20 protein-coding genes are annotated in these 18,661 nt (G+C 65.0%); 8 read left to right on the top strand and 12 right to left on the bottom strand.

Annotated features, from left to right (window positions below; translation table 11 throughout):
* Positions 1–125: 125 nt before the first annotated feature.
* The 6 genes from BMW89_RS33830 to BMW89_RS33805 form a co-directional block, all read right to left on the bottom strand.
* Complete coding sequence (locus BMW89_RS33830; RefSeq protein WP_092034659.1) at positions 126–959, bottom strand: TonB family protein; 834 nt, start codon at positions 957–959, stop codon at positions 126–128.
* Positions 959–1,405, bottom strand: a complete 447-nt coding sequence (gene exbD / locus BMW89_RS33825) for a TonB system transport protein ExbD (protein WP_092034658.1) — start codon at positions 1,403–1,405, stop codon at positions 959–961. Before exbD ends, BMW89_RS33830 begins: the two co-directional genes overlap by 1 nt.
* A 3-nt stretch (positions 1,406–1,408) precedes the next feature.
* A complete protein-coding gene (gene exbB / locus BMW89_RS33820) occupies positions 1,409–2,185 on the bottom strand; it encodes a tonB-system energizer ExbB (protein WP_092034657.1) in 777 nt (258 codons plus the stop codon).
* Between the two features lie 24 nt (positions 2,186–2,209).
* A complete protein-coding gene (gene hutX, locus BMW89_RS33815; protein ID WP_092034656.1) occupies positions 2,210–2,725 on the bottom strand; it encodes a heme utilization cystosolic carrier protein HutX in 516 nt (171 codons plus the stop codon).
* A gap of 22 nt (positions 2,726–2,747) precedes the next feature.
* Positions 2,748–3,080, bottom strand: a complete 333-nt coding sequence (gene hmuQ, locus BMW89_RS33810; protein WP_092034655.1) for a heme-degrading protein HmuQ — start codon at positions 3,078–3,080, stop codon at positions 2,748–2,750.
* Positions 3,081–3,177: 97 nt separating this feature from the next.
* Positions 3,178–5,526 carry a TonB-dependent hemoglobin/transferrin/lactoferrin family receptor gene (locus BMW89_RS33805; protein WP_092034654.1) on the bottom strand — a complete coding sequence of 783 codons (2,349 nt, stop codon included), beginning with the start codon at positions 5,524–5,526 and terminating at the stop codon, positions 3,178–3,180.
* Between the two features lie 328 nt (positions 5,527–5,854).
* Here BMW89_RS33805 and hemP point away from each other — a divergent pair, with 328 nt between their 5' ends.
* Genes hemP through BMW89_RS33785 form a run of 4 tightly spaced genes read left to right on the top strand, consistent with a single transcriptional unit; the run spans position 5,855 to position 8,846 of the window.
* A complete protein-coding gene (hemP, locus tag BMW89_RS38720) occupies positions 5,855–5,980 on the top strand; it encodes a hemin uptake protein HemP (RefSeq protein WP_081492870.1) in 126 nt (41 codons plus the stop codon).
* 18 nt (positions 5,981–5,998) lie between these two features.
* The gene (locus BMW89_RS33795) at positions 5,999–6,949 is read left to right on the top strand and encodes a heme/hemin ABC transporter substrate-binding protein (protein WP_092034652.1); all 951 of its coding nucleotides are present in this window, start codon (positions 5,999–6,001) and stop codon (positions 6,947–6,949) included.
* A complete protein-coding gene (locus tag BMW89_RS33790; RefSeq protein WP_092034651.1) occupies positions 6,946–8,040 on the top strand; it encodes a FecCD family ABC transporter permease in 1,095 nt (364 codons plus the stop codon). Before BMW89_RS33795 ends, BMW89_RS33790 begins: the two co-directional genes overlap by 4 nt.
* Complete coding sequence (locus tag BMW89_RS33785) at positions 8,037–8,846, top strand: heme ABC transporter ATP-binding protein (protein ID WP_092034650.1); 810 nt, start codon at positions 8,037–8,039, stop codon at positions 8,844–8,846. The genes BMW89_RS33790 and BMW89_RS33785 overlap by 4 nt, the downstream gene beginning before the upstream one ends.
* Here the strand turns inward: BMW89_RS33785 and BMW89_RS33780 are convergent.
* Both BMW89_RS33780 and BMW89_RS33775 read right to left on the bottom strand, forming a co-directional pair.
* Positions 8,843–10,522, bottom strand: a complete 1,680-nt coding sequence (locus BMW89_RS33780; RefSeq protein WP_092034649.1) for a mucoidy inhibitor MuiA family protein — start codon at positions 10,520–10,522, stop codon at positions 8,843–8,845. The two genes, BMW89_RS33785 and BMW89_RS33780, sit on opposite strands and share 4 nt — an antisense overlap.
* A 169-nt stretch (positions 10,523–10,691) precedes the next feature.
* The gene (locus tag BMW89_RS33775) at positions 10,692–11,312 is read right to left on the bottom strand and encodes a response regulator transcription factor (RefSeq protein ID WP_092034648.1); all 621 of its coding nucleotides are present in this window, start codon (positions 11,310–11,312) and stop codon (positions 10,692–10,694) included.
* A 203-nt stretch (positions 11,313–11,515) separates the two neighbouring features.
* On the opposite strand from BMW89_RS33775, the gene BMW89_RS33770 reads away from it, so the two are divergent.
* Positions 11,516–12,553, top strand: a complete 1,038-nt coding sequence (locus BMW89_RS33770) for an AraC family transcriptional regulator (protein ID WP_092034647.1) — start codon at positions 11,516–11,518, stop codon at positions 12,551–12,553.
* Between the two features lie 13 nt (positions 12,554–12,566).
* Here BMW89_RS33770 and BMW89_RS33765 read toward each other — a convergent pair whose 3' ends face one another.
* Both BMW89_RS33765 and BMW89_RS33760 read right to left on the bottom strand, forming a co-directional pair.
* Positions 12,567–12,884 (bottom strand): antibiotic biosynthesis monooxygenase family protein, encoded by a 318-nt coding sequence (locus BMW89_RS33765; protein WP_092034646.1) that lies wholly within the window; start codon positions 12,882–12,884, stop codon positions 12,567–12,569.
* Between the two features lie 104 nt (positions 12,885–12,988).
* On the bottom strand, positions 12,989–14,200 hold the full coding sequence (locus BMW89_RS33760) for an NnrS family protein (protein ID WP_092034645.1): 1,212 nt from the start codon (positions 14,198–14,200) through the stop codon (positions 12,989–12,991).
* A gap of 128 nt (positions 14,201–14,328) precedes the next feature.
* On the opposite strand from BMW89_RS33760, the gene BMW89_RS33755 reads away from it, so the two are divergent.
* Positions 14,329–15,039 carry a Crp/Fnr family transcriptional regulator gene (locus tag BMW89_RS33755; RefSeq protein ID WP_092034644.1) on the top strand — a complete coding sequence of 237 codons (711 nt, stop codon included), beginning with the start codon at positions 14,329–14,331 and terminating at the stop codon, positions 15,037–15,039.
* 87 nt (positions 15,040–15,126) lie between these two features.
* Here BMW89_RS33755 and BMW89_RS33750 read toward each other — a convergent pair whose 3' ends face one another.
* Both BMW89_RS33750 and hemN read right to left on the bottom strand, forming a co-directional pair.
* On the bottom strand, positions 15,127–15,324 hold the full coding sequence (locus tag BMW89_RS33750; protein ID WP_092034643.1) for a DUF1858 domain-containing protein: 198 nt from the start codon (positions 15,322–15,324) through the stop codon (positions 15,127–15,129).
* A 249-nt stretch (positions 15,325–15,573) separates the two neighbouring features.
* A complete protein-coding gene (gene hemN / locus BMW89_RS33745; RefSeq protein ID WP_092034642.1) occupies positions 15,574–16,926 on the bottom strand; it encodes an oxygen-independent coproporphyrinogen III oxidase in 1,353 nt (450 codons plus the stop codon).
* Positions 16,927–17,086: 160 nt separating this feature from the next.
* Between hemN and BMW89_RS33740 the strand changes: the two genes are divergently transcribed.
* Positions 17,087–17,293 carry a hypothetical protein gene (locus tag BMW89_RS33740; RefSeq protein WP_092034641.1) on the top strand — a complete coding sequence of 69 codons (207 nt, stop codon included), beginning with the start codon at positions 17,087–17,089 and terminating at the stop codon, positions 17,291–17,293.
* Between the two features lie 245 nt (positions 17,294–17,538).
* On the top strand, positions 17,539–18,636 hold the full coding sequence (gene nirK / locus BMW89_RS33735; RefSeq protein ID WP_092034640.1) for a copper-containing nitrite reductase: 1,098 nt from the start codon (positions 17,539–17,541) through the stop codon (positions 18,634–18,636).
* Positions 18,637–18,661: the final 25 nt, after the last annotated feature.

The following is an 18,661-nucleotide window of genomic DNA, read 5'->3' as shown; positions in this document are numbered from 1 at the left end:
GCCGCCGCCAATCCTGCAAAATCCCCGGCCAGATCGAGTTCTGCTACGGCTGAGTTTCCCCGGACAGCCCTGCGTAAGAACGGGGCGAGGGAGCGAGAGGGTGGTGCGTCCCTGACGAGGCAACTTCACCTCACCGTAAACTCCACCGGGATCGAAAAGCTCATCGCGCCGTTCTTGATCTCGTCCGGGATCGGCGGAAACGGCGAGGCCTGGCGGATCATCGACATGGCCTGGGCGTCGAAGGCGGCAACGCCCGACGAACCACCGAGACGGCTTGATGTCACCTGCCCGCTGCGGCTGACGGTGAAGCTCAGCCTGGCGACGCCGCGCGCGCCGCCGCCGCCCGATGGATATGAATGGAAGCGCATCAGATGCGCCCGGACGCGTTGATTGTAGGACGCGATTGCTGACGCGACCGCGCCGGCGCTCATGGCGGGTGCCATCGGCGCCTCACGCTCGGCCCGCGGCGGCGCGCTGGTGCGTGGGGCAGGCGTCGCGTCCAACGGCTTCTTCGCCTCGCGACGGACGACCTTCGGCTTCTCTTGCGCGGGCTTTTCGACCGGCACGATCTTCGCCGGCTCCGGCTTGGCCGGCGTCGGCTCCAGCTTCTGCTCAGGCGGCGCCACGACGTCAGGCTTTTCCTGTGGTGGTGTCGGCGTGATGGTTTCCTCGACGGCTTGTCGCTGCACCGGCTCCGGCGGCGAAGCGTCGGCCTCCTGCATCAACGGCCCCGGCGCGACGTCGTCTTGCGTTGGCTGCGGCGCCGACGTCGCCGGCGACATATCGATCATGATCGCCGGCAGGGTCACGCCCTGCTCCGGCTGCGACCTGATCCAGCTCATCGCCAGCAACGCAGCGGCAATGTGCAGCGCCACGATCACCGCCGCCGATACACCCCAGCGCGTAGCCTGGCGTTCGCCGAGCGGCTCGTGCAGCGCAAAGGCGTTCGCCGCGGCCATCAGCTGCGTCCGTCGAGGCCGACGAGGGCGACCTTGAGATAGCCGGCATTGCGCAAAATGTTCATCACCTCCATCAGGTCGCCATAGCTCACCGCCTTGTCGGCGCGGAGATAAATGCGTTCGTCCTTGCGGCCTTTGGTGACGGCATCGAGTGCGGCTGCGAGACCGTCGCGGGCCATCGTGTCTTCGCCGACCGCAATTGTGAGATCCGGCTTGACCGTGACGAACGTCGGCTTGTCCGGCCGCGGCGCCGGCTCGGCGGCGGTCGCCGGCAACTCGACGCCGATGTCGACGGTGGCGAGTGGGGCTGCCACCATGAAGATGATCAGCAGCACCAGCATCACGTCGATGAACGGCGTCACGTTGATCTCATGGGTGACGTCGAGATCGCCGGGGTCGCCGCGCCTCAGCGGCGATCCCCCGCGTGCGCCGAGTTTCGCGCCCATGGCCTACTCCGCCGCCCGCGACAGGCGGAACTCTCTGTGGTCGCGCTGGCGGCTCACCAGCAGCATCAGCTGCGCCGAGGCGTCGCCGAGCAGCGCGCGATAATTGACGATGCCACGGACCAGATGGTTGTAGATCACCACCGCCGGAATCGCGGCGACGAGGCCGAGCGCGGTCGCGAGCAGCGCCTCCGCAATACCGGGCGCGACCACCGCGAGGCTCGTGGTGTGGCTCTCGGAGATGCCGATGAAGGCATTCATGATGCCCCAGACGGTGCCGAACAGGCCGACGAAGGGTGCGGTGGCGCCGATCGTCGCGAGAACACCGGTGCCGCGCGCGATCTGCCGCGACATAGCCGCCTCGACCCGCTCGAGCCGCAGCGCCACGCGCTCCTGAAGGCCGTCATCGACAATGCCGCCGGAGAGCTCGGCTTCCTTCGCGCAGGATTGAATGAGCTGGGCCACCGCATCACGCGCGTCGCCGGCACGTTCGGCAGCCTCGGCTAATTTGATGTTGCCTTCCAGCGCACGCGTGCGCCGCATGGCAAGCGTGCCCTTGCGGCGCAGCTCGATGGACTTGGCGAGCCACACCGTCCACGTCACCAGCGAGGCGATCGCGAGCCCCACCATCACCGTCTTCACGATGATGTCGGCGCCGAGGAACATGCCCCAGGGCGACAAATTGCGCGGCAGCAGCGCTTCGTCGATCGCGAAGGCCGGCGCCGGCACGAAGGCCAGCGCGATTGTTACGATCATTTGCCGAAGCTTCGAAACGCCCTGCATCCTGATCTCCCGACAGATAATAAGCTACACCACGGGCTGCGCCGCGATCCGCTCCGCGAGTTGCTGAAACCGCACGAGCTGATCGCTGCGCAGCGCGCGGGTCTCGTCGCGGCCGACGAACACCTTGAACATGATGCCGCCGTCGGCATTGACGAAGGCGACGAAAGCAGACGTCTTGCCCATGAAGGGACGTTCGACGAAAGCGACGGCCGCACAGCGCTCGTGACGGAGATGGCCGTGCAAGCCCTTCGGCTGCATCAGGTTGAAATAGCCGCGGCCGATCTCGCCCGCGGGAATGGGACCCGTGAACTCGAAGATCGCATCATCGGTGTGGACGATCAGCGTGACCTCGCCCCATTGCGCGATGTCCTGCATGGCGGCGGCGAAATGCTCGCCGCCTCCCATCCGCACCATGGACGACGGCAGCGCCTCGATCACCGCGCGCGGGGCGAGCTTGCGCTCGCGCGCAACGTCCTCGATCACCGCGCCGGGGTTCTCAGCCATGTACGCCTTGAGATCGGCGAGATCGGTGCTCAGCATGTCCAGCTCCTTATCGACGCCATCAGGCGGCCGCGGCCTTGCGCTCGCTCTGGATCACCTCAAAGCCCTCGAACTTGGGATGGCCGAGATAGAGGCTCGCGCCAGTCGGATTGTCGGCGCGGGCATGGGCACGACGGAATTGGTCCGAGCGCGTCCAGGCTTCGAACGCCGCCTTGTCGACCCAAAGCGTGTGCGACGAATAGAGCGTGTGGTCCTCGGCCTCCGGGCCTTTCAACAGATGAAACTCGACGAAGCCCGGCATGCTGCCGAGATAGGATTCACGGGTAGCCCAGACGGTTTCGAACGCGGTCTCCGCGCCCTTCTTCACCTGGAAACGATTCATGGCGATGAACATGAGAGTCTCTCCTTCTGATTAAAACGAAAATGCGTCGAGGCCGCGCTGGAGCATCAGCGCGGCCAGACGGAATTGCTGGTGTTGCGACGCCTATCGGCTACGCACCTCCAAAGTGAATCTTCAGGCCGGCCTTGTAGACCCTGCCCGCCCCTGCGCTCGTCCACAGCACGTCATTCTGCGTGGTGCCGTCGGTCGAGCTGCCGGGAATGGCGTAAGGCCGGTAGTACTGGTTCAAGAGGTTGTCGATCGAGGCCGAGAACACGATGTCCTTGGTTGCGGCGTAGGTCATGTAGAGGTTGACCAGTTCGTAGCCGGTCGAAGGGACATAGCCGATGGGCACATCGTTGTTCGCACCGTACGATGCCCACTGCGCCGACAGGATCAGGGTGCGATCGAGCAGGCGAACACCGCCGGTGGTGACGACCTTGCGCGGCGTGATGGTCGCGAGCCCGATATTGGTCTGGACGTTCTTGCCCTGGATATAGTGTCCGGCAACACCGACGAACCAGTTGCCGGCATCGTACATCGTCTCGGCCTCAAAACCCTGGATGCGGGCGCTGGCGATGTTCTGGTACTGGTAGTACTGGCTCGCCGAGATGCCGAACGGGGTCGGCACCGGCGCCGAAGCGACGAGGTCGATGTAGTCGCTGACGTCGTTGCGGAACAAATTGATCTTGCCGCGGAACGAGTCTGACGCGCTGAAGATGTTGTCGTACTTCAGATTGAAGCCCACTTCCTTGTTCTTGCCGACTTCAGGACGAAGGTTCGGGTTGGGCAGGAAGCAGAACAGGCCAGTCGTTCCATCGGGACAGGGGAAGAATGCCGGGCCGCCGCCGGTCGCATGCGCGCCTGATATCACGGTCTCGGTGATCGAGGGCGCGCGATAGCCTTCGGCGTAGCTGACATAGGGCTGGAAGCCTGCGACCGGCGTGACACCGAGGGTGATCTTCGGCGAGAAGCGGTCGCCGCCGGTGTTGGTGCTGCCCGATTGCAGATTGTAGCGGTCGTAACGGATCGCGCTCACCGCCTCGAACCAGGTGCCGTAGTTCTGCTTCAGCTGGAGGAAGCCACCCGACACGGTACGGATGCCGCTCGGCGTGGTGATGTTGGAGTTGCCGCGGCTGTCGGTCGTGATCACGTCGTCCTGGAACGCATCGACGCCGTAGGTCACGGCATTGCGCCAGTCGCCGACGTTGAAGCGCGTGGTATTATTGGCGTCGAAGCCAAACGTGTCGAGCGAATAACTGCGCTTGTCGCCGACGCAGCCGGAGATGTTGTTGCCGACATTTCCGGCGCCGCAGTAGGCCGCGCCCGAGGTCGAATAGTGATAGGTCTTGGTCTGGTCGTTGTCGGTGCGGTTGCCGTAGACCGACACGTGCGAGTCGAACAGATTGTCGCTCGGCAGCGAATAGTTCCAGGTCACTGTGCCGGTGTAGTTCTTGGCGTCGGACGAATAGACCGACGAGCCCTGATAGAGCGCGCGCTGGGCGGCGGTCGCCACCGGACCGGTGTTCATCTGACCGATCGTGTATTGATAGTCCTGGAAGGTGGCGCCGAACTTGACCTCGTGACCGAGGGCGGGGCGCACCGTGAGCTTCAACAGCCCGGCCTCGACCTGGTTGTTGGTGTTGCCGATCTCGGTGCCGTTGCCGTCCTTGTAATTGCTCTGCGTGCGGTAGACCGCACCGCCGAAGATATCGACATCGGGCGTGGCGCGCACGCCGCCGAATACCGAGCCGAGGCCGCGATTGTTGTTGGAGCCGTAGCTGCCGGAGAGATCGACGCCCCAGCGCTCGCCGGGACGCAGCACGTCGTTGATGTCCTTAGTGCGGAACGAGACCAGGCCGCCGATCGCACCGGAGCCGTAGATGTTCGCGGTCGGACCGCGCACGACGTCGACGCCGCCGATCAATTCAGGATCGAGGAAGAAGGAGCCGTTGGCGTTGTGGCCGGTGCGCTGATAGTTCTGCCGCGCGCCGTCGACGACGACCGCAACGCGGCCGAAATCCTGCAAGCCGCGAACGTTGATGACGGTCGCGGGATCGTCGCCGCGCTCCTGGAACGACACGCCGGGCACGGCATAGAAGATGCCCGACAGCCGGTTCGGCTGAAGCCCCTGGATCTGGTCGAGCGAAATCGAGCTGACCGGCGCGAGCGAGTCGATCGCGCGCTCCCTGGTCTTCGTTGCAGCAACCGTGATGGTGTCGAGCGTTTGAACGGACGCCGTGCCGGCCTGGGCGCGGGCGTTCATGGCGTCGGGCGTCGGCTGCTGCGCAACTAGCGGCTTGGCCTGTTTGCGCTTGGCCTGCTTCGGCCGTTCCGCCGACGCATTATCAGCCTGTGGCTGAGCCGTCTGCGCAAAACTGCTTTCCGTCGCCAATACTGCGATTGAAACCACCGACGCGCCCAAAATCAAGGCGCGCGAATACCTAGCCCCGTCAGCCATAACCCCAACCCAATCATCTATCTTAATTTGGCTGGCGTGCGCCGCACGAGGCGGGCGACTGGCTGGCTATTTGTGGTGCAGGCTCCCCGGCCCGCATTGCCATATTTGGTTACGTGGCAACACTCGGGCGGTCAATGTCATCAGGTTGCAGTTTATATCGATTGTAAATCGCCGCCGTTGGAATGCGCCCGATGCCGCCTGTACAAGCAGGAACCATCTGAAATTTCGAAGGCGCATCACACCAACAATGTCAGCAGCATCCGGAGACAACCACGGCGATGCCGCAGGGCCGACGCAAAGCCCTTCTGCAACAACGAGAACGCTCACCATGCGGGGGAGCCGGATCGACAGCCGCGAGCTGTTTGCGGCCGAGCGCGAGATCATCATCGCGCATGGCGAGGATAGCTATCGCCTTCGCCTCACCTCGCAGAACAAGCTGATCCTGACCAAGTAACCTGCCAAGTAACCTACAATGACATTTTGCCGCACCCTCACGCAGCTCCTTCTTACCGGCACGATTGCGGTTGCCTCTGCCGCGCACGCCGCCGGCATCACGGTGCATGACGCGCGCAACCGCGATGTCACCGTTGCCGACTTCGCCCGCACGGTCTCGATCGGCGGCGCCATCACCGAGATCCTCTATGCGCTCGGGCTGGAAAGCCGGCTGGTCGGCGTCGACACCACGAGCCTCTATCCGGCGGCGGCGCTGCACGACAAACCCAATGTCGGCTACATGCGCCAGATTTCCGCCGAAGGCGTGCTCGGCCTCAATCCGACGCTGATCCTGGCGATCCAGGGATCGGGCCCGCGCGAGACCATGGAAGTTCTGGAGACGGCGAAGGTGCCGCTGGTGCTGGTGCCCGAGACCTTCACCGAGGACGGCCTGATCGAGAAGATCAAGCTGGTCGGTCACGCCATGGGCGTCGATGCGCGCGCCGAGTGCCTCAGCACCGCGGTCGGTGCCGATCTCGCCCAGCTCCGCGCGCTGCGCACCAAGGTGACGAAGCCGGTGCGCGTGATGTTCGTGATGTCGCTCCAGAACGGGCGCGCGATGGTCGCCGGCCACAAGACCGCGGCCGACGAGATCATCCAGCTCGCCGGCGCCGCCAACGCGGTCGAGGATTACGACGGCTACAAGATCATCGGCGACGAGGCGATCGTGGCGGCCAAGCCCGACGTGGTGCTGTCGATCGAACGTGGCAAGGAATCGCTCCAGGCCGACGCGGTCTACACCCATCCCGGCTTTGCGCTGACGCAAGTCGCGGCCAACAAGAGTTTCATCACGATGGACGGGCTCTATCTGCTTGGCTTCGGCCCGCGCACGGCCTCGGCGGCGCGCGATCTCTCCGTCAAGCTCTATCCGGCATTGGCCGACGGCGGCGCGTTCAAATCGGCTCTGTCAGCAGCGAATTGCCGGCAATGAGCGCGGCGGCCGGGACCGAGGCGCGGAGCCCGCGACGCGCGGGCGCGGGACGGCGGTTCACATCGATTGCGATTCCCTTTCTGCTCGCAGTGGTGGTTGTCACCGCCATCGTTGCGCTGACGGTCGGCGCAGCCGGCATTCCCCTCTCCCGCTTACCCGCCGCACTCGGCTTCACCGGCAACACCACCGCCGATGCCATGACGGCGCGCGACCAGCTCGTGCTGTGGTCGATCCGCATTCCCCGGATCGCGGCGACGGCGATGGTCGGCGGCCTGCTCGCCGCGGCCGGCGCGATCATGCAGGGGCTGTTTCGCAACCCGCTCGCCGATCCCGCACTGGTCGGTGTCTCCAGCGGCGGCGCGCTGGCGGCTGCAAGCGCGATCGTCTTCACCGATTCGCAGCTCGGCGAGACGTTACGTTTCCTCCAGGCCGAGCTGTTGCCACTCGCGGCCTTCGCGGGATCGCTGGCCACGACCGCCCTCCTCTACGGCATCTCCAGCCGCGCCGGGCGCACCTCGATTGCGATCTTCTTGCTCGCCGGCGTCGCCATCACCGCCATCACCAATGCCGGCATTGGGCTTCTGGTGTTCATCGCCGATGATCGCCAACTCCGCGACATCACGTTCTGGCTGCTGGGCTCGATGAGCGGCGCGACCTGGACCAAGGCCGCCGTGCTGGCGCCGATCCTCATCGTCGGGCTTGGCGCCTGCGCGTACATTGCCCGCGGCCTCGACCTGCTGGTGCTCGGCGAGGCCGACGCCTTTCATGGCGGTGTCGACGTCGAGCGCCTGAAGCGGATCTCGATCGTCATGGTCTCCGCCATGACCGGCGTCGCAGTGTCGATCAGCGGCGTCATCGGCTTCGTCGGCATCGTCGTGCCGCATCTGCTCCGCCTCGTCATTGGACCTGCGCACCGGCTGCTGCTGCCGGCCTCGGTGCTATCAGGCGCGATCCTCATGGTCGGCGCCGACACGCTGGCGCGCACCATCGTGGCGCCGGCAGAAATGCCGATCGGTATCTTGACCGCCGCGGTCGGCGCCCCGGTCTTTTTGGGCATCCTGCTGCGACAGCGCGGGCTCGGCTCGCTATGAGCGCGGTGATCGAGGCGCGGCGCTTAAGCAAGCGCGCCGGTCGCGCGACATTGCTCGACGGCGTCGGCCTGACGGTTGGAGCGGGTGAGATGGTCGCGATCATTGGTCCGAACGGCGCCGGCAAGTCGACCTTGCTGCGGCTGCTCTCCGGAGATCTCCGCCCGAGCGAAGGCGAGGTGCGGCTGAAGCAGCGCGACATCAAGAGCTACGCGCCGCGCGAGCTTGCCGCACGCCGCGCGATGCTGTCCCAGCACATCAATGTCACCTTCCCGTTCACCGTCGAGGAGATCGTGCTGATGGGGGCGGGCGAGCGCAACGCGCGCGACGCCGGTGCACTCGTCGACGCCGCGCTTGACGAAGTCGGCCTTGCGCATTTCCGCGAACGGCAATTGCCGACATTGTCCGGCGGCGAGCAGCAGCGCACTCATTTCGCCCGCGTGCTGGTGCAGCTTGCCTGCGGCGAAGCCGAGCATGGACCGGGGCTTCTGCTGCTAGACGAGCCGACCTCGAGCCTCGATCTGCGCCACCAGATTGACCTCGTCGAGGCCGCGCGCCGCCGGGCCGCCAATGGCACCGCCGTCATCGCGATCCTGCACGATCTCAACCTCGCGATCCGCTTTGCCGACCGGCTGATCGTGCTGAACGGCGGCAAGCTCGCGGCGGACGGCCCGCGCGCGGACATCGTGACGCGTGAGATCATCCGCGACATTTTCGAGATCGACGCCGTCGTCCATCAGGCTGACGACGGCGTTCCCTTTGTATTGCCGCAATCGATGCGCGCGGCCCCGCCTGCGACGAGACTCTAACCCGCCGGCACGATCACCACGCTCTTGTCCTTCGGCCAGCGGATGCGCCAGGCGAAGTTGATGTCGCGGACCTCGCCGGGCTTGGCGTCGAACGACCATTCCAGCACGCCGCGCTTGTCGCGGATGTTGCTCGCGGTCGGCGGCGTGGTCGCAGGCAGCATCTCGACCGCGATCTCCTCGCTCTCGCTGACCGGCAGCTGATCTTCGATCGCGACGTGAATCGGGAAGTCGTGACCGTTGCGAACGGTCGTCTTGAACGAACGCTCGTCGGTCTTCGATGTCGTGACGATCAGGCCGGCCGAGCCCTCGTTGCGCTTGAGCACGGCACGCTCGACCTTGACCTTGTCATCGGCGCCGAAGCCGAGCCGCACGATGTCGTCCTTGGCTGAAGCCGAGAGCTTGCCGCGGCCGACGAAGACACCGTCGCGATAGATCGCGACCTTGCCCGGCAGCAGCGTCGTATCGTCGGTCTGCTTGAAGCTGGCTTCGAGGAAGGCAGTCGGGTCCATCACCGGCGCCGCGCGCACCATGAGATCGGCGGGCACGGTCATCGCAGCGATCTTCAGGCTCTTGGCGCCCTCGGCGGCGCCGAGGCTGACGCGGCCTGGAATTTTGAAGGTGGCCTGGAAGTCGCCGATCTCCGCGACCGCCTGCTGCTCGTCGGCGCGTACGGGCATATCGGCCTGATCTGGGGGCACGGCCATGGCGGGTGATTGCATCTTTCGCTGCATCGGTGCTGACCGCGCCTGTTCTTGCATCGCGCCCACCGCCATCGGCTTCGGGACTTGCGGATATTGCGCCACCAGCGAATTCAGCTCCGGCGCGCTGCCGCCGCGGCCGATGCGAACCGTGGAGACGCCGAGCGTGACGTTAGACCAGTCTTCGCCGGTCGACTGTGTGACTTCGGCGCGGCGGACCAGCTCAACCTGCGGCTTGCGATCCTTGGCGCCGGTGTCGAGCCGGGCATCATAGAGCGGCAGCCAGCGCGCATTGCGCACGGCGTAAGTCACCCGCAGCGTCGCCTTGGTCGCGGCGGCCGAGGCGACGTCGATCCGCACCTCGAGCTTGCTCGGCGGCTTGGCCGAACGCTCGGCTTCGAGTTGCGCGATCTGGCGATCGATCTCGCGCTGCTTTCGGAAGGCGTCACGAATCGTGGTGTCTGCGGCTGCGACCTCTTCGGCGACCGCGGTAAAGGCCGCGCGCCATTCAGTGATCGGCCGCGCCTCGCCCTTCTCGCCAAGCCCAGCAGGAGACGCCTCGGCAAAATGCTGCGCGAACTTGCGCCGCGCGTGGGCCGCGTCGATCGCACCTTGCAGATCGGCGCGCTGATCCTTGAGTGCTTCGATGCGCTTGTCGAGCTCGGGGAGATTGACGGGCGGGGCCGCGCGCGGCGGCCGCGCATCGATCGTGCCAATGGTCAGCTTGGCACCCGCCTCGCCTTCGACGCGGAGAGAGGACGGATCGAGCGAGAGAGGAAAGTCCTTGGCGACCAGCGTGCTGTCGCCGGAGGCAAGGTCCAGCGACATGACACGGGTGACGGTGGCGCCATCGGGATAGACGGTGACGGTGTCGATGGCCGATGTGGCGTCCACATCGGCGGCCCATGACGGCGACGCCAATGCCGCGGTCACCAGGACCAGACTCGTCGTTGCCAAACATCTTGCGGTGATGCGCATAAAAGTCCCTCCTGCCGTATCGACGCGCCGCCAGCCGAACGCGCGAAAAGATGCCTCGCCAACATGGTTGGACGCGGCAGGGAAGGAACTGGTTCGATTGGGGTTTCCGTGGGGCGCCGCTGCGGCGGCACCATGGCCGCGGAACGTGTCGTGGTCCCGCGGCGGAGCGTCACATTTGAGAGGGCGCCCCCTGGCCGAAGATGCGGCGGAGCAGGTCGGTCACGTTCTTGGCGCCGGCCTTCTTCAGGATACCGGCGCGGTAGCCCTCGACCGTCCGCGCGCTCAGATGCATGCGCCGGGCGATCTCCTTGTTGGTGAGGCCGTCGGCAAGGTGTTCGAGCACGTCGCCTTCGCGCCCTGTCAGTGATCCGCAGCCGGGCAGCCAGCGCTGCCGGCTCGCGCCGGGCTGCGCGACTTCGTCGATGGCGGCATCGATCCGGCCAACGATATCGTGGGTGCGGAACGGCTTTTCGATGAAGTCGGTCGCGCCGCTCTTGATCGCGTCGACCGCCATGGCGATGCTGCCGTTCGCCGACGTCACCAGGACCGGCGCCATGCAATTCTCCTCGCGCAGCCGCTTGAGCACGTCGAGAGCCGAGCGATCCGGCGGCATCTCCAGCAGCACGCAGGCCGGCATTCGCGCCTTCGCCTCCGACAGCAGCGAAGCGCCGTCGGCGAAGCAGATCAAATCATAGGCGCTCTGTTGGAGCGCGCTTGAAAGTTGTTCGCGGGAGGCGGCGTCAGTTTCAATGACGAATACCTCACCCTTGGAAAGCATGTTCCCCGGCATAATCCCGATCCAGCAATGTCTTGGTCAAATGAAAAGAGACGGCCCGGGGGCTCCATCGCGCCCCGCCGTCCATGAGCACGGCATTCACGCCCGTGCTTCTGTCCTCCTTATGTATGTTCCGCGCTGTTCCCGGATTTGACGGATCGGGACAGAAACTTTACATTTCGGGACATCTGCCGGGATGGTTGACGGGAACAGGTCGCATGACCGACCTCATTCGCAGCGCAGGCTTGAGCTGTTACCCGGAGGTCGCCCGGTCGGTCGGGCTCGACCCCAGACAGATGATGCGCAAGGTCAGGCTACCGCTGGCCTGCCTCGACGAGCCCGACACCCTCATTGCGGTCTCAGGCCTGCGTCGCCTGCTTGAATTGTCGGCAGAGGCGTCCGGTGCCGAAGATTTCGGCTTGCGGCTCGCCGAGCGCGGCGGGTTGACCAATTTCGGCGCGGTCGGCCTGATCGTACGCGAACAGGCAACCGTCGGCGAAGCGATCGACGCGTTCTCGCGCTTCATTCATATCCATCACGACGGCATGAAGCTCGACGTTATCAGCAACAAGCAGACGGTGACCATCACGCTGCATCTGCGCGGCCGGCAGCCGACCGCGCCGCGGCAATCGATCGACATGGCCTTGGGCAGCATCCACCGCATCATCCAGTCACTGTTCGGCAGCGATTGGCGGCCTCAGGAGGTGCATCTGCATTATCCGCCGCCGCACGACCGCAAGCGCTATCGCGACTTCTTCGGCTGCCGCGTGACGTTCAACGCCGAGGACGATGCGGTCCTGCTGTCGGCGCATGACATGGAGCGCCGGATTCCGAGCGCGCATCCGCTGATCGCGAGCTATCTGCGCAAGCGGATCGAGGCGATCGAGACCCGCCCCGCAAGCTGGGAGGGGAAGGTCGACGAGGTCGTGCGCAGCCTGCTCGCCACCGGCGACTGCACGGTCGAGCGCGTGGCCGAACACCTCGCCTGCACCCGCCGCACCATCCACCGGCATCTTGCTGAAGCGGACACCAGCTTCTCGGCCATCCTCGACGCACAGCGCGCCGATCTCGTGATCCAGCTGATCGACGATCCCGACAGGCCGCTGGCCGATATCGCCGCGCAGCTCGGCTTCTCTGCGCAAAGCGCGATGGCCCGCTGGTTCCGCGGCCGCTTCGGCTGCACCATCACCGCATGGCGCAAGGGTGTGCGACCGCTGAGCAAGCCCGACAGCGTGCCGTCAGCCAGCGCGGCTTAAGCTCATCTCTGAATCAGGCGTGCTTGAAAGGGCCGACTTCGCGGATGACCTTGCAAATTTGCAGGAAGCCGCTGGAATAAAATTCGGCATGCCCCCGCTTCATGGTCTCGACATGCTCCGGATGAGTCCGCCAGGCTTCGAGCGCCTCCTCCGAGGCGAAGCGAAACACCGTCAGTTCCTCGCCGTCATCCGCCTTGAACGATTTGAGCGACAGAAAACCCGGAAGACCGCTGACAATGCCGTACATGCGCTCGCCAAGCCGGTCATATTCCTCGGCCTGCACGCCATCCCGCAGCTTGAGATCGCCAATCACAACGACTTCGCCAATCATTTTCGATCCATTCCTCAGTCGCGTTTCCACGCCCGGGCCAACGGCCGGCGTGCCTCGATGGGAGTTTCGGATCGACGATGGCGTTTGTTACGCCTGCAGGAATTTCAGCGCGCCGGGGCCGGCACGCCGATGATGGCGAGTGCGCGCCGGGGGCTGCCGGCGAGCAGCGGGCCGAACGCGATCGCAAAGCCGAGGAACGCGACGATCCAGCCGCAGGCGGCGATGTGCAAGAGCGCGTCGCTATGCGTCGAAAATAGGACGGCAGCGACACGCGCCAGGGCCGCGACGATGATCGCGGCATAGATGGCTTGCGTCGCCGGTGAAGCCGTCAGCGCCTGTCCGGTATGGCCGAGGCTTGCGCGCGTCATCACCGCGAGCGTCATGGTCCCGGCAGCCCCCGTCATCCAGGCGTGAATGCCGGCGCTCGGCGGCAGCACGCCGAAGCCGGCCAAGGCGTTCAGCAGGAAACCGAGCGGCACGAAGACGTAGCCAACATGAAGGATCAGCAGCAGCCGCTCGCGCGTGGTGCGGTCGCCGGCCCAGCGCGCAAGCCGAACCAGATGCAGCGCGCCGACAAGCGCCATCCCCACGCCGGTGACCATGTTCAGCGGCGCCGCGATCCATGCGATCAGCGCCAGCGCGCTCAATCCGACCACCGCGCCGTCGAAGCGCCCGAACGGCACCGGCAGGCGGCCGGCATTGAACTTGACCAGCCAGTTGCGGGTGAAGCTCGGAATGATGCGGCCGCCGATCAGCGAGATCATCAGCACGACCACACTGACGCCGACGCGGATGCTGACATCCGCCGCGCCCGCGTAATGCGCTTCGAGATGGAAGCCGACATTGCCGGCGAGCAGCATGAGCACCAGGACCACCACCGGGAGATTGCGCCAGTTACCGCCCGCGATGATCTCGCGCGTCGCGGCGGCGACGACCAGCGCCAGGAATGCGGCATCGACGATCAGTGCAAACGCCCAACCGATCTCGGCAGACAGGGTCACTGCGGCACGCCCGGCGAGCCAGACCACCAGCAGCGCCCCCAGCGAGGCGCCCTGGATCGGCAACCGCCCGGTCCAGTTCGGGATCGCCGTGAACAGGAACCCGGTGATGACAGCCGGCAGGAAGCCATAGAGCATCTCGTGAACGTGCCAGTCGCGCGGCGCGAAGGCCGATGTCACCGACAGCTCGCCATAAAACATCGGCAGCCAGACCAGGATCGACAGCCCGGCCTGGATCGCGGCGAGCAGGAAAAAGGGCCGAAAGCTGTTCGCAAACAGCGGCCAGCCCTCAAAATTGCGGGATCGGGTGCCAGCCATGGGGCAACTCCTGTGAATTCGGACTGTTGCCTGGAAAAATACTGCAGTCCGGCCGGCCCGTTTTGCGCTATCGCAAACACCCTGACGATTGCAGGTGCCATCACACTCCCGAGCGCCGAGGAGACGGAATGGCCAAGGTCGACACATCGCTGGTTGCGCATTTGCCGCTGTTCGCCGGCGTCAAGCCGGAGGACCTCGAGGAGGTCCTGCGCGAGGCCCGCTCGGCGCGCTATCCCAAAAACACCGCCATTTTCGAGCAGGGCGCGGATGCGCAGTCCTTCTTCCTGCTGCTGCACGGCCATGTCCGCGCGGCCAAGACCACGCCGACCGGCGAGCAGATCGTGGTGCGGTATGTCGCGCCCGGCGAGACTTTTGGGCTCGCGATGGCGATTGGCGCCGCGCATTATCCGGCGACCGCGATGGCGGTAGACGACAGCGTGGTGCTGATCTGGCCAGTTTCGGCCTGGCCGCGGCTGATCGAGCGGTTTCCGGCGATTGCCGCCAACACGATGCAGACCGTCGGCAAGCGGCTGCAGGAGAGCCACACCCGCATCCTGGAAATGTCGACCCAACAGGTCGAGCAGCGCGTCGCGCATGCGCTGCTGCGGCTCGCAAAACAGTCCGGCAAGAAGCTCGATCACGGCATCGAGATCGACTTCCCGATCAGCCGCCAGGACATCGCGCAGATGACCGGCACCACGCTGCACACCGTGAGCCGCATCCTCAGCGGCTGGGAAAGCCAGGGCCTCGTCGAGAGCGGCCGCCAGCGCATCATCCTGCGCGACCCGCATGGGATCGTCGTGCTGGCGGAACGAAACCCGGACAGCGGCGCGGCATAAAAATAGGAGTGAGGGCGCTTCCGCTTACGGCGGAAGCTCGCCCTCACCCAGGGATCCGCGCGCGACCCGCGCGAGCCCCAACTCGCCTCACGCCGGCACGCAGTCGCACAGCGCGGAGAGGAATTTGTCGCGATCGATGCCATGCTCGCGGCAGGCGTCGTCCACGGTGTGGAAGGTCGCGATCGGACAGCCGACACAGGCCATCCTGAAAGCGAGAAACACCCGGATCGTGTGCGGCGCCGTACGCATGATGTCATCGACCAGATCGTCGGATCGGAAGGGCATGGACAACTCCGTTCCGAAGCGACGATAGCGGAGCGGGGTTGGGTTTCTTTGTTGAAGCGCAAGCTGTCCGTCGCTTCTCTGGCGGCGAGGCCTGAGCAAGCGCCTCGTCCTTCGAGACGACCGCTCCGCGGTCTCCTCAGGATGAGGCTGACCGGCTACTGTGCCCGTCGAAATTGCGACTACGCGCTCCGTCCTCATCCTGAGGGCCCGCCGAAGGCGGGCGTCTCGAAGGATGCGCCACGGGGTGAACTACACCGCCCGGCTATGCAATTGCCTCGCCGGGTCCAGATGCGCATCGAATGCGGCCGCAACGCTGCGGACCAAAAACCGTGAGTCGTTCGCGACCGCGAGGCGGTCGCCGTCCAGCCTCACCACGCCGTCCGAGATCAGCGGCCTCAGGCGCGAGGCCGATTGCAGCATCGCTTCGGGCTCAGCACCATGACGCGCGCAGATGTCACCGAGATCGGCGCTGAACTCGCACATGATGCGCTCGATGATGTCGGCACGCAGCCGGTCGTCATCGGTGAGGCCATAACCCTTCACGGTGGCGAGGCCGCCGGCGGCGATGCGCTGTGCATAGGCGCCGATCTGCACCTCGTTCTGGACATAGCCCTGCGGCAGATGTCCGATCGCGCTGGCACCGAAGCCGAGCAGGACCTCGCCCTTGTCGGTCGTATAACCCTGGAAATTGCGCCGCAGCGTGCGCTCCGCGAAGGCCACGGCCATGGCGTCGTCGGGACGCGCGAAATGATCGAGCCCGATCTGGACGTAGCCGGCCTCTTTCAGCGCATTGGCGATCGCGCAAGCCTGGTCGTGTCGCGCAAGGCCGTCGGGCAGGACCGCCTCGTTGATCATCCGCTGATGCTTCTTGAAAGCAGGCACATGGGCATAGCCGAACACCGAGAAGCGATCGGGTGCGAGTTCGAGCGAACGCCGCACGGTGTCGAGGCAGGAAGCAACGGTCTGGTGCGGCAGCCCGTAGATGAGATCAAGGTTGATCCCGTTGACGCCGGCACGCTGGAGCATGTCGACAACGGACGCCGTCTGCTCAAAACTCTGCACGCGGTTGATCGCACGTTGTACGACCGGATCGAAACTCTGCACGCCGAGGCTGGCGCGGTTAACGCCCGAGAGCCGCATCGCCTCGACCATGTCTGCGGTCAGCGTCCTCGGATCGATCTCGACCGCGATCTCGGCCGAGGGCAGCACGAAGAATGCGTGGCGCATCGCTGCCATCAATTCCGCAAAGGCCTCGGGCGCCATGATCGTCGGCGTGCCGCCGCCGAAATGGATGTGCTCGACCTTGATGCGGCGGCCGATGGTCTCGGCGACCTGCGCAATCTCGCTGCGCAGCGTCCGCAGATAGGCAGCAATTAACTCGTCGCGGCGGACGATCTGGGTATGACAGCCGCAATACCAGCACATCTCACGGCAGAACGGCACGTGCAGATAGAGCGACGCGCTGGCTCCGGAGGACAGCCCGGACAGCCACCCTGCGTAGGTGTCCGCGCCGATCGCCGGCGAGAAATGCGGCGCGGTCGGATAGCTCGTGTAGCGCGGCAGACGTTCTTCGCCATAGCTCGCTGCGAGATCAGTCCTCATGTCTTACCCATTCGTAAATCGACGCCCGCAAGACGGCGTCGCGGCGCGGATAGCATTGGATTACCCGTTTTCCGGATTGGCGACCTTGCGCTCGCTCAAAGTCTGCGCGCCGGATTTGGCCGATGATGATGTTTAATGATTTGCTTTCTGGAGATAGGCCATGGCGTCGCTCGCGCTCGATCTCGTTCTCTGGCTCACCGACGTTCGCGGCCATATTCCGCACTTTGACGATTTCCGTCCTGTCCCCGCCGCTCCCACCGCCGGCGTCAGCCATACCGTGCGTGTCCTGGCGATCACCGCTGCCGTCCTTGCCGCGCTATCGCTCGCGCTCTGGGGCACGGTCTGGATTGCGATCCAGCTTTTCTGATCGACATAACCATACATTCAAAATCAAGTGCATCTGAACATGCGAACGATTTGCCGCTGGCGCGGCTGATCTCGCGCGATGCGCCGTCCTGTTGCTCGCATCGCCAATGCGAGCCTCGGCATACCTCTTAAGGAATCTACCGGAGGCGAATTCGGCAAAAGCTTGTCGCAGCGCAAACACACTTGCCGGGAACGGCGCACACTGCATCCGTCATCAAAACCCTTTCAGATGAAGGATGCTTTACGATGTTCACCCGCAGAGCCGCATTGATCAGCGCCGCCGCGACCGCCCTGATGCTGGCGACCCCCGCGTTCGCTGCCGACGAACTCAAGCTGCCGCGCCAGAAGGTCGATCTGGTCGCTCCGCCCTTCGTGCATGCGCACGAGCAGGCGACCAAGCAGGGTCCCAAGATCATTGAGTTCAAGCTCACCATTGAGGAGAAGAAGGTCGTCATCGACGAGAAGGGCACCACCTTCCAGGCCATGACCTTCAACGGTTCGATGCCGGGACCTCTGATGGTCGTGCATGAGGGCGACTATGTCGAAACGACGCTGGTCAATCCCGCGACCAATAGCATGCCGCACAATATCGACTTCCATTCCGCGACCGGTGCACTCGGCGGCGCCGCGCTCACTTTGGTCAATCCCGGCGAGGAAGTCGTGCTGCGCTGGAAGGCGACGCGGACCGGCGTGTTCGTCTATCACTGTGCCCCGGGCGGCCCGATGATCCCCTGGCACGTCGTCTCCGGCATGAACGGCGCGGTGATGGTGCTGCCGCGCGACGGACTGAACGACGGCAAGGGCCACGCGCTGAAATACGACAAGGTCTATTATGTCGGCGAGCAGGACATGTACGTGCCGCGCGACGAGAAGGGCAATTTCAAATCCTACGATTCGCCCGGTGATGCCTTCACCGAGACCGAAGAGGTGATGAAGAAGCTGATCCCCTCCCACGTCGTATTCAACGGCAAGGTCGGCGCGCTCACCGGCAAGAATGCGCTGACCGCCAATGTCGGCGAGAACGTGCTGATCGTGCATTCGCAAGCCAACCGCGACAGCCGTCCGCATCTGATCGGCGGCCATGGCGACTATGTCTGGGAAACCGGCAAGTTCTCCAACCCACCGGAGACCGGCCTCGAGACCTGGTTCATCCGCGGCGGCTCGGCGGGAGCAGCGATGTACAAGTTCCTGCAACCCGGCATCTACGCCTACGTCACGCATAATCTGATCGAGGCCGCCGACCTCGGCGCCACCGCGCATTTCAAGGTCGAAGGCAAGTGGAACGACGATCTGATGACCCAAGTGAAGGCGCCCACGGAGATACCGGCCGCAAAGACCAACTGAGGCGACGAGGGGCCGGCCGATCGCC

Origin of the sequence: Bradyrhizobium sp. OK095 (genome assembly GCF_900109945.1) — a bacterium.
Classification (GTDB): Bacteria; Pseudomonadota; Alphaproteobacteria; order Rhizobiales; family Xanthobacteraceae; genus Bradyrhizobium.
Note: the sequence above shows the minus strand (reverse complement) of the source record. Positions and strands in the feature narration are given on the sequence as shown.

Excerpts from the sequence above, each read along its gene's own strand:
- BMW89_RS33790 (WP_092034651.1), top strand. The coding sequence starts at position 6,946 with ATGAGCGCGGCGGCCGGGACCGAGGCGCGGAGCCCGCGACGCGCGGGC.
- exbB (WP_092034657.1), bottom strand. The coding sequence starts at position 2,185 with ATGCAGGGCGTTTCGAAGCTTCGGCAAATGATCGTAACAATCGCGCTG.
- hmuQ (WP_092034655.1), bottom strand. The coding sequence starts at position 3,080 with ATGTTCATCGCCATGAATCGTTTCCAGGTGAAGAAGGGCGCGGAGACC.
- hutX (WP_092034656.1), bottom strand. The coding sequence starts at position 2,725 with ATGCTGAGCACCGATCTCGCCGATCTCAAGGCGTACATGGCTGAGAAC.
- BMW89_RS33805 (WP_092034654.1), bottom strand. The coding sequence starts at position 5,526 with ATGGCTGACGGGGCTAGGTATTCGCGCGCCTTGATTTTGGGCGCGTCG.
- BMW89_RS33765 (WP_092034646.1), bottom strand. The coding sequence starts at position 12,884 with ATGATTGGCGAAGTCGTTGTGATTGGCGATCTCAAGCTGCGGGATGGC.
- BMW89_RS33830 (WP_092034659.1), bottom strand. The coding sequence starts at position 959 with ATGGCCGCGGCGAACGCCTTTGCGCTGCACGAGCCGCTCGGCGAACGC.
- BMW89_RS33795 (WP_092034652.1), top strand. The coding sequence starts at position 5,999 with ATGACATTTTGCCGCACCCTCACGCAGCTCCTTCTTACCGGCACGATT.
- hemN (WP_092034642.1), bottom strand. The coding sequence starts at position 16,926 with ATGAGGACTGATCTCGCAGCGAGCTATGGCGAAGAACGTCTGCCGCGC.
- hemP (WP_081492870.1), top strand. The coding sequence starts at position 5,855 with ATGCGGGGGAGCCGGATCGACAGCCGCGAGCTGTTTGCGGCCGAGCGC.
- BMW89_RS33785 (WP_092034650.1), top strand. The coding sequence starts at position 8,037 with ATGAGCGCGGTGATCGAGGCGCGGCGCTTAAGCAAGCGCGCCGGTCGC.
- nirK (WP_092034640.1), top strand. The coding sequence starts at position 17,539 with ATGTTCACCCGCAGAGCCGCATTGATCAGCGCCGCCGCGACCGCCCTG.
- BMW89_RS33750 (WP_092034643.1), bottom strand. The coding sequence starts at position 15,324 with ATGCCCTTCCGATCCGACGATCTGGTCGATGACATCATGCGTACGGCG.
- exbD (WP_092034658.1), bottom strand. The coding sequence starts at position 1,405 with ATGGGCGCGAAACTCGGCGCACGCGGGGGATCGCCGCTGAGGCGCGGC.
- BMW89_RS33770 (WP_092034647.1), top strand. The coding sequence starts at position 11,516 with ATGACCGACCTCATTCGCAGCGCAGGCTTGAGCTGTTACCCGGAGGTC.
- BMW89_RS33755 (WP_092034644.1), top strand. The coding sequence starts at position 14,329 with ATGGCCAAGGTCGACACATCGCTGGTTGCGCATTTGCCGCTGTTCGCC.
- BMW89_RS33760 (WP_092034645.1), bottom strand. The coding sequence starts at position 14,200 with ATGGCTGGCACCCGATCCCGCAATTTTGAGGGCTGGCCGCTGTTTGCG.
- BMW89_RS33775 (WP_092034648.1), bottom strand. The coding sequence starts at position 11,312 with ATGCCGGGGAACATGCTTTCCAAGGGTGAGGTATTCGTCATTGAAACT.
- BMW89_RS33740 (WP_092034641.1), top strand. The coding sequence starts at position 17,087 with ATGGCGTCGCTCGCGCTCGATCTCGTTCTCTGGCTCACCGACGTTCGC.
- BMW89_RS33780 (WP_092034649.1), bottom strand. The coding sequence starts at position 10,522 with ATGCGCATCACCGCAAGATGTTTGGCAACGACGAGTCTGGTCCTGGTG.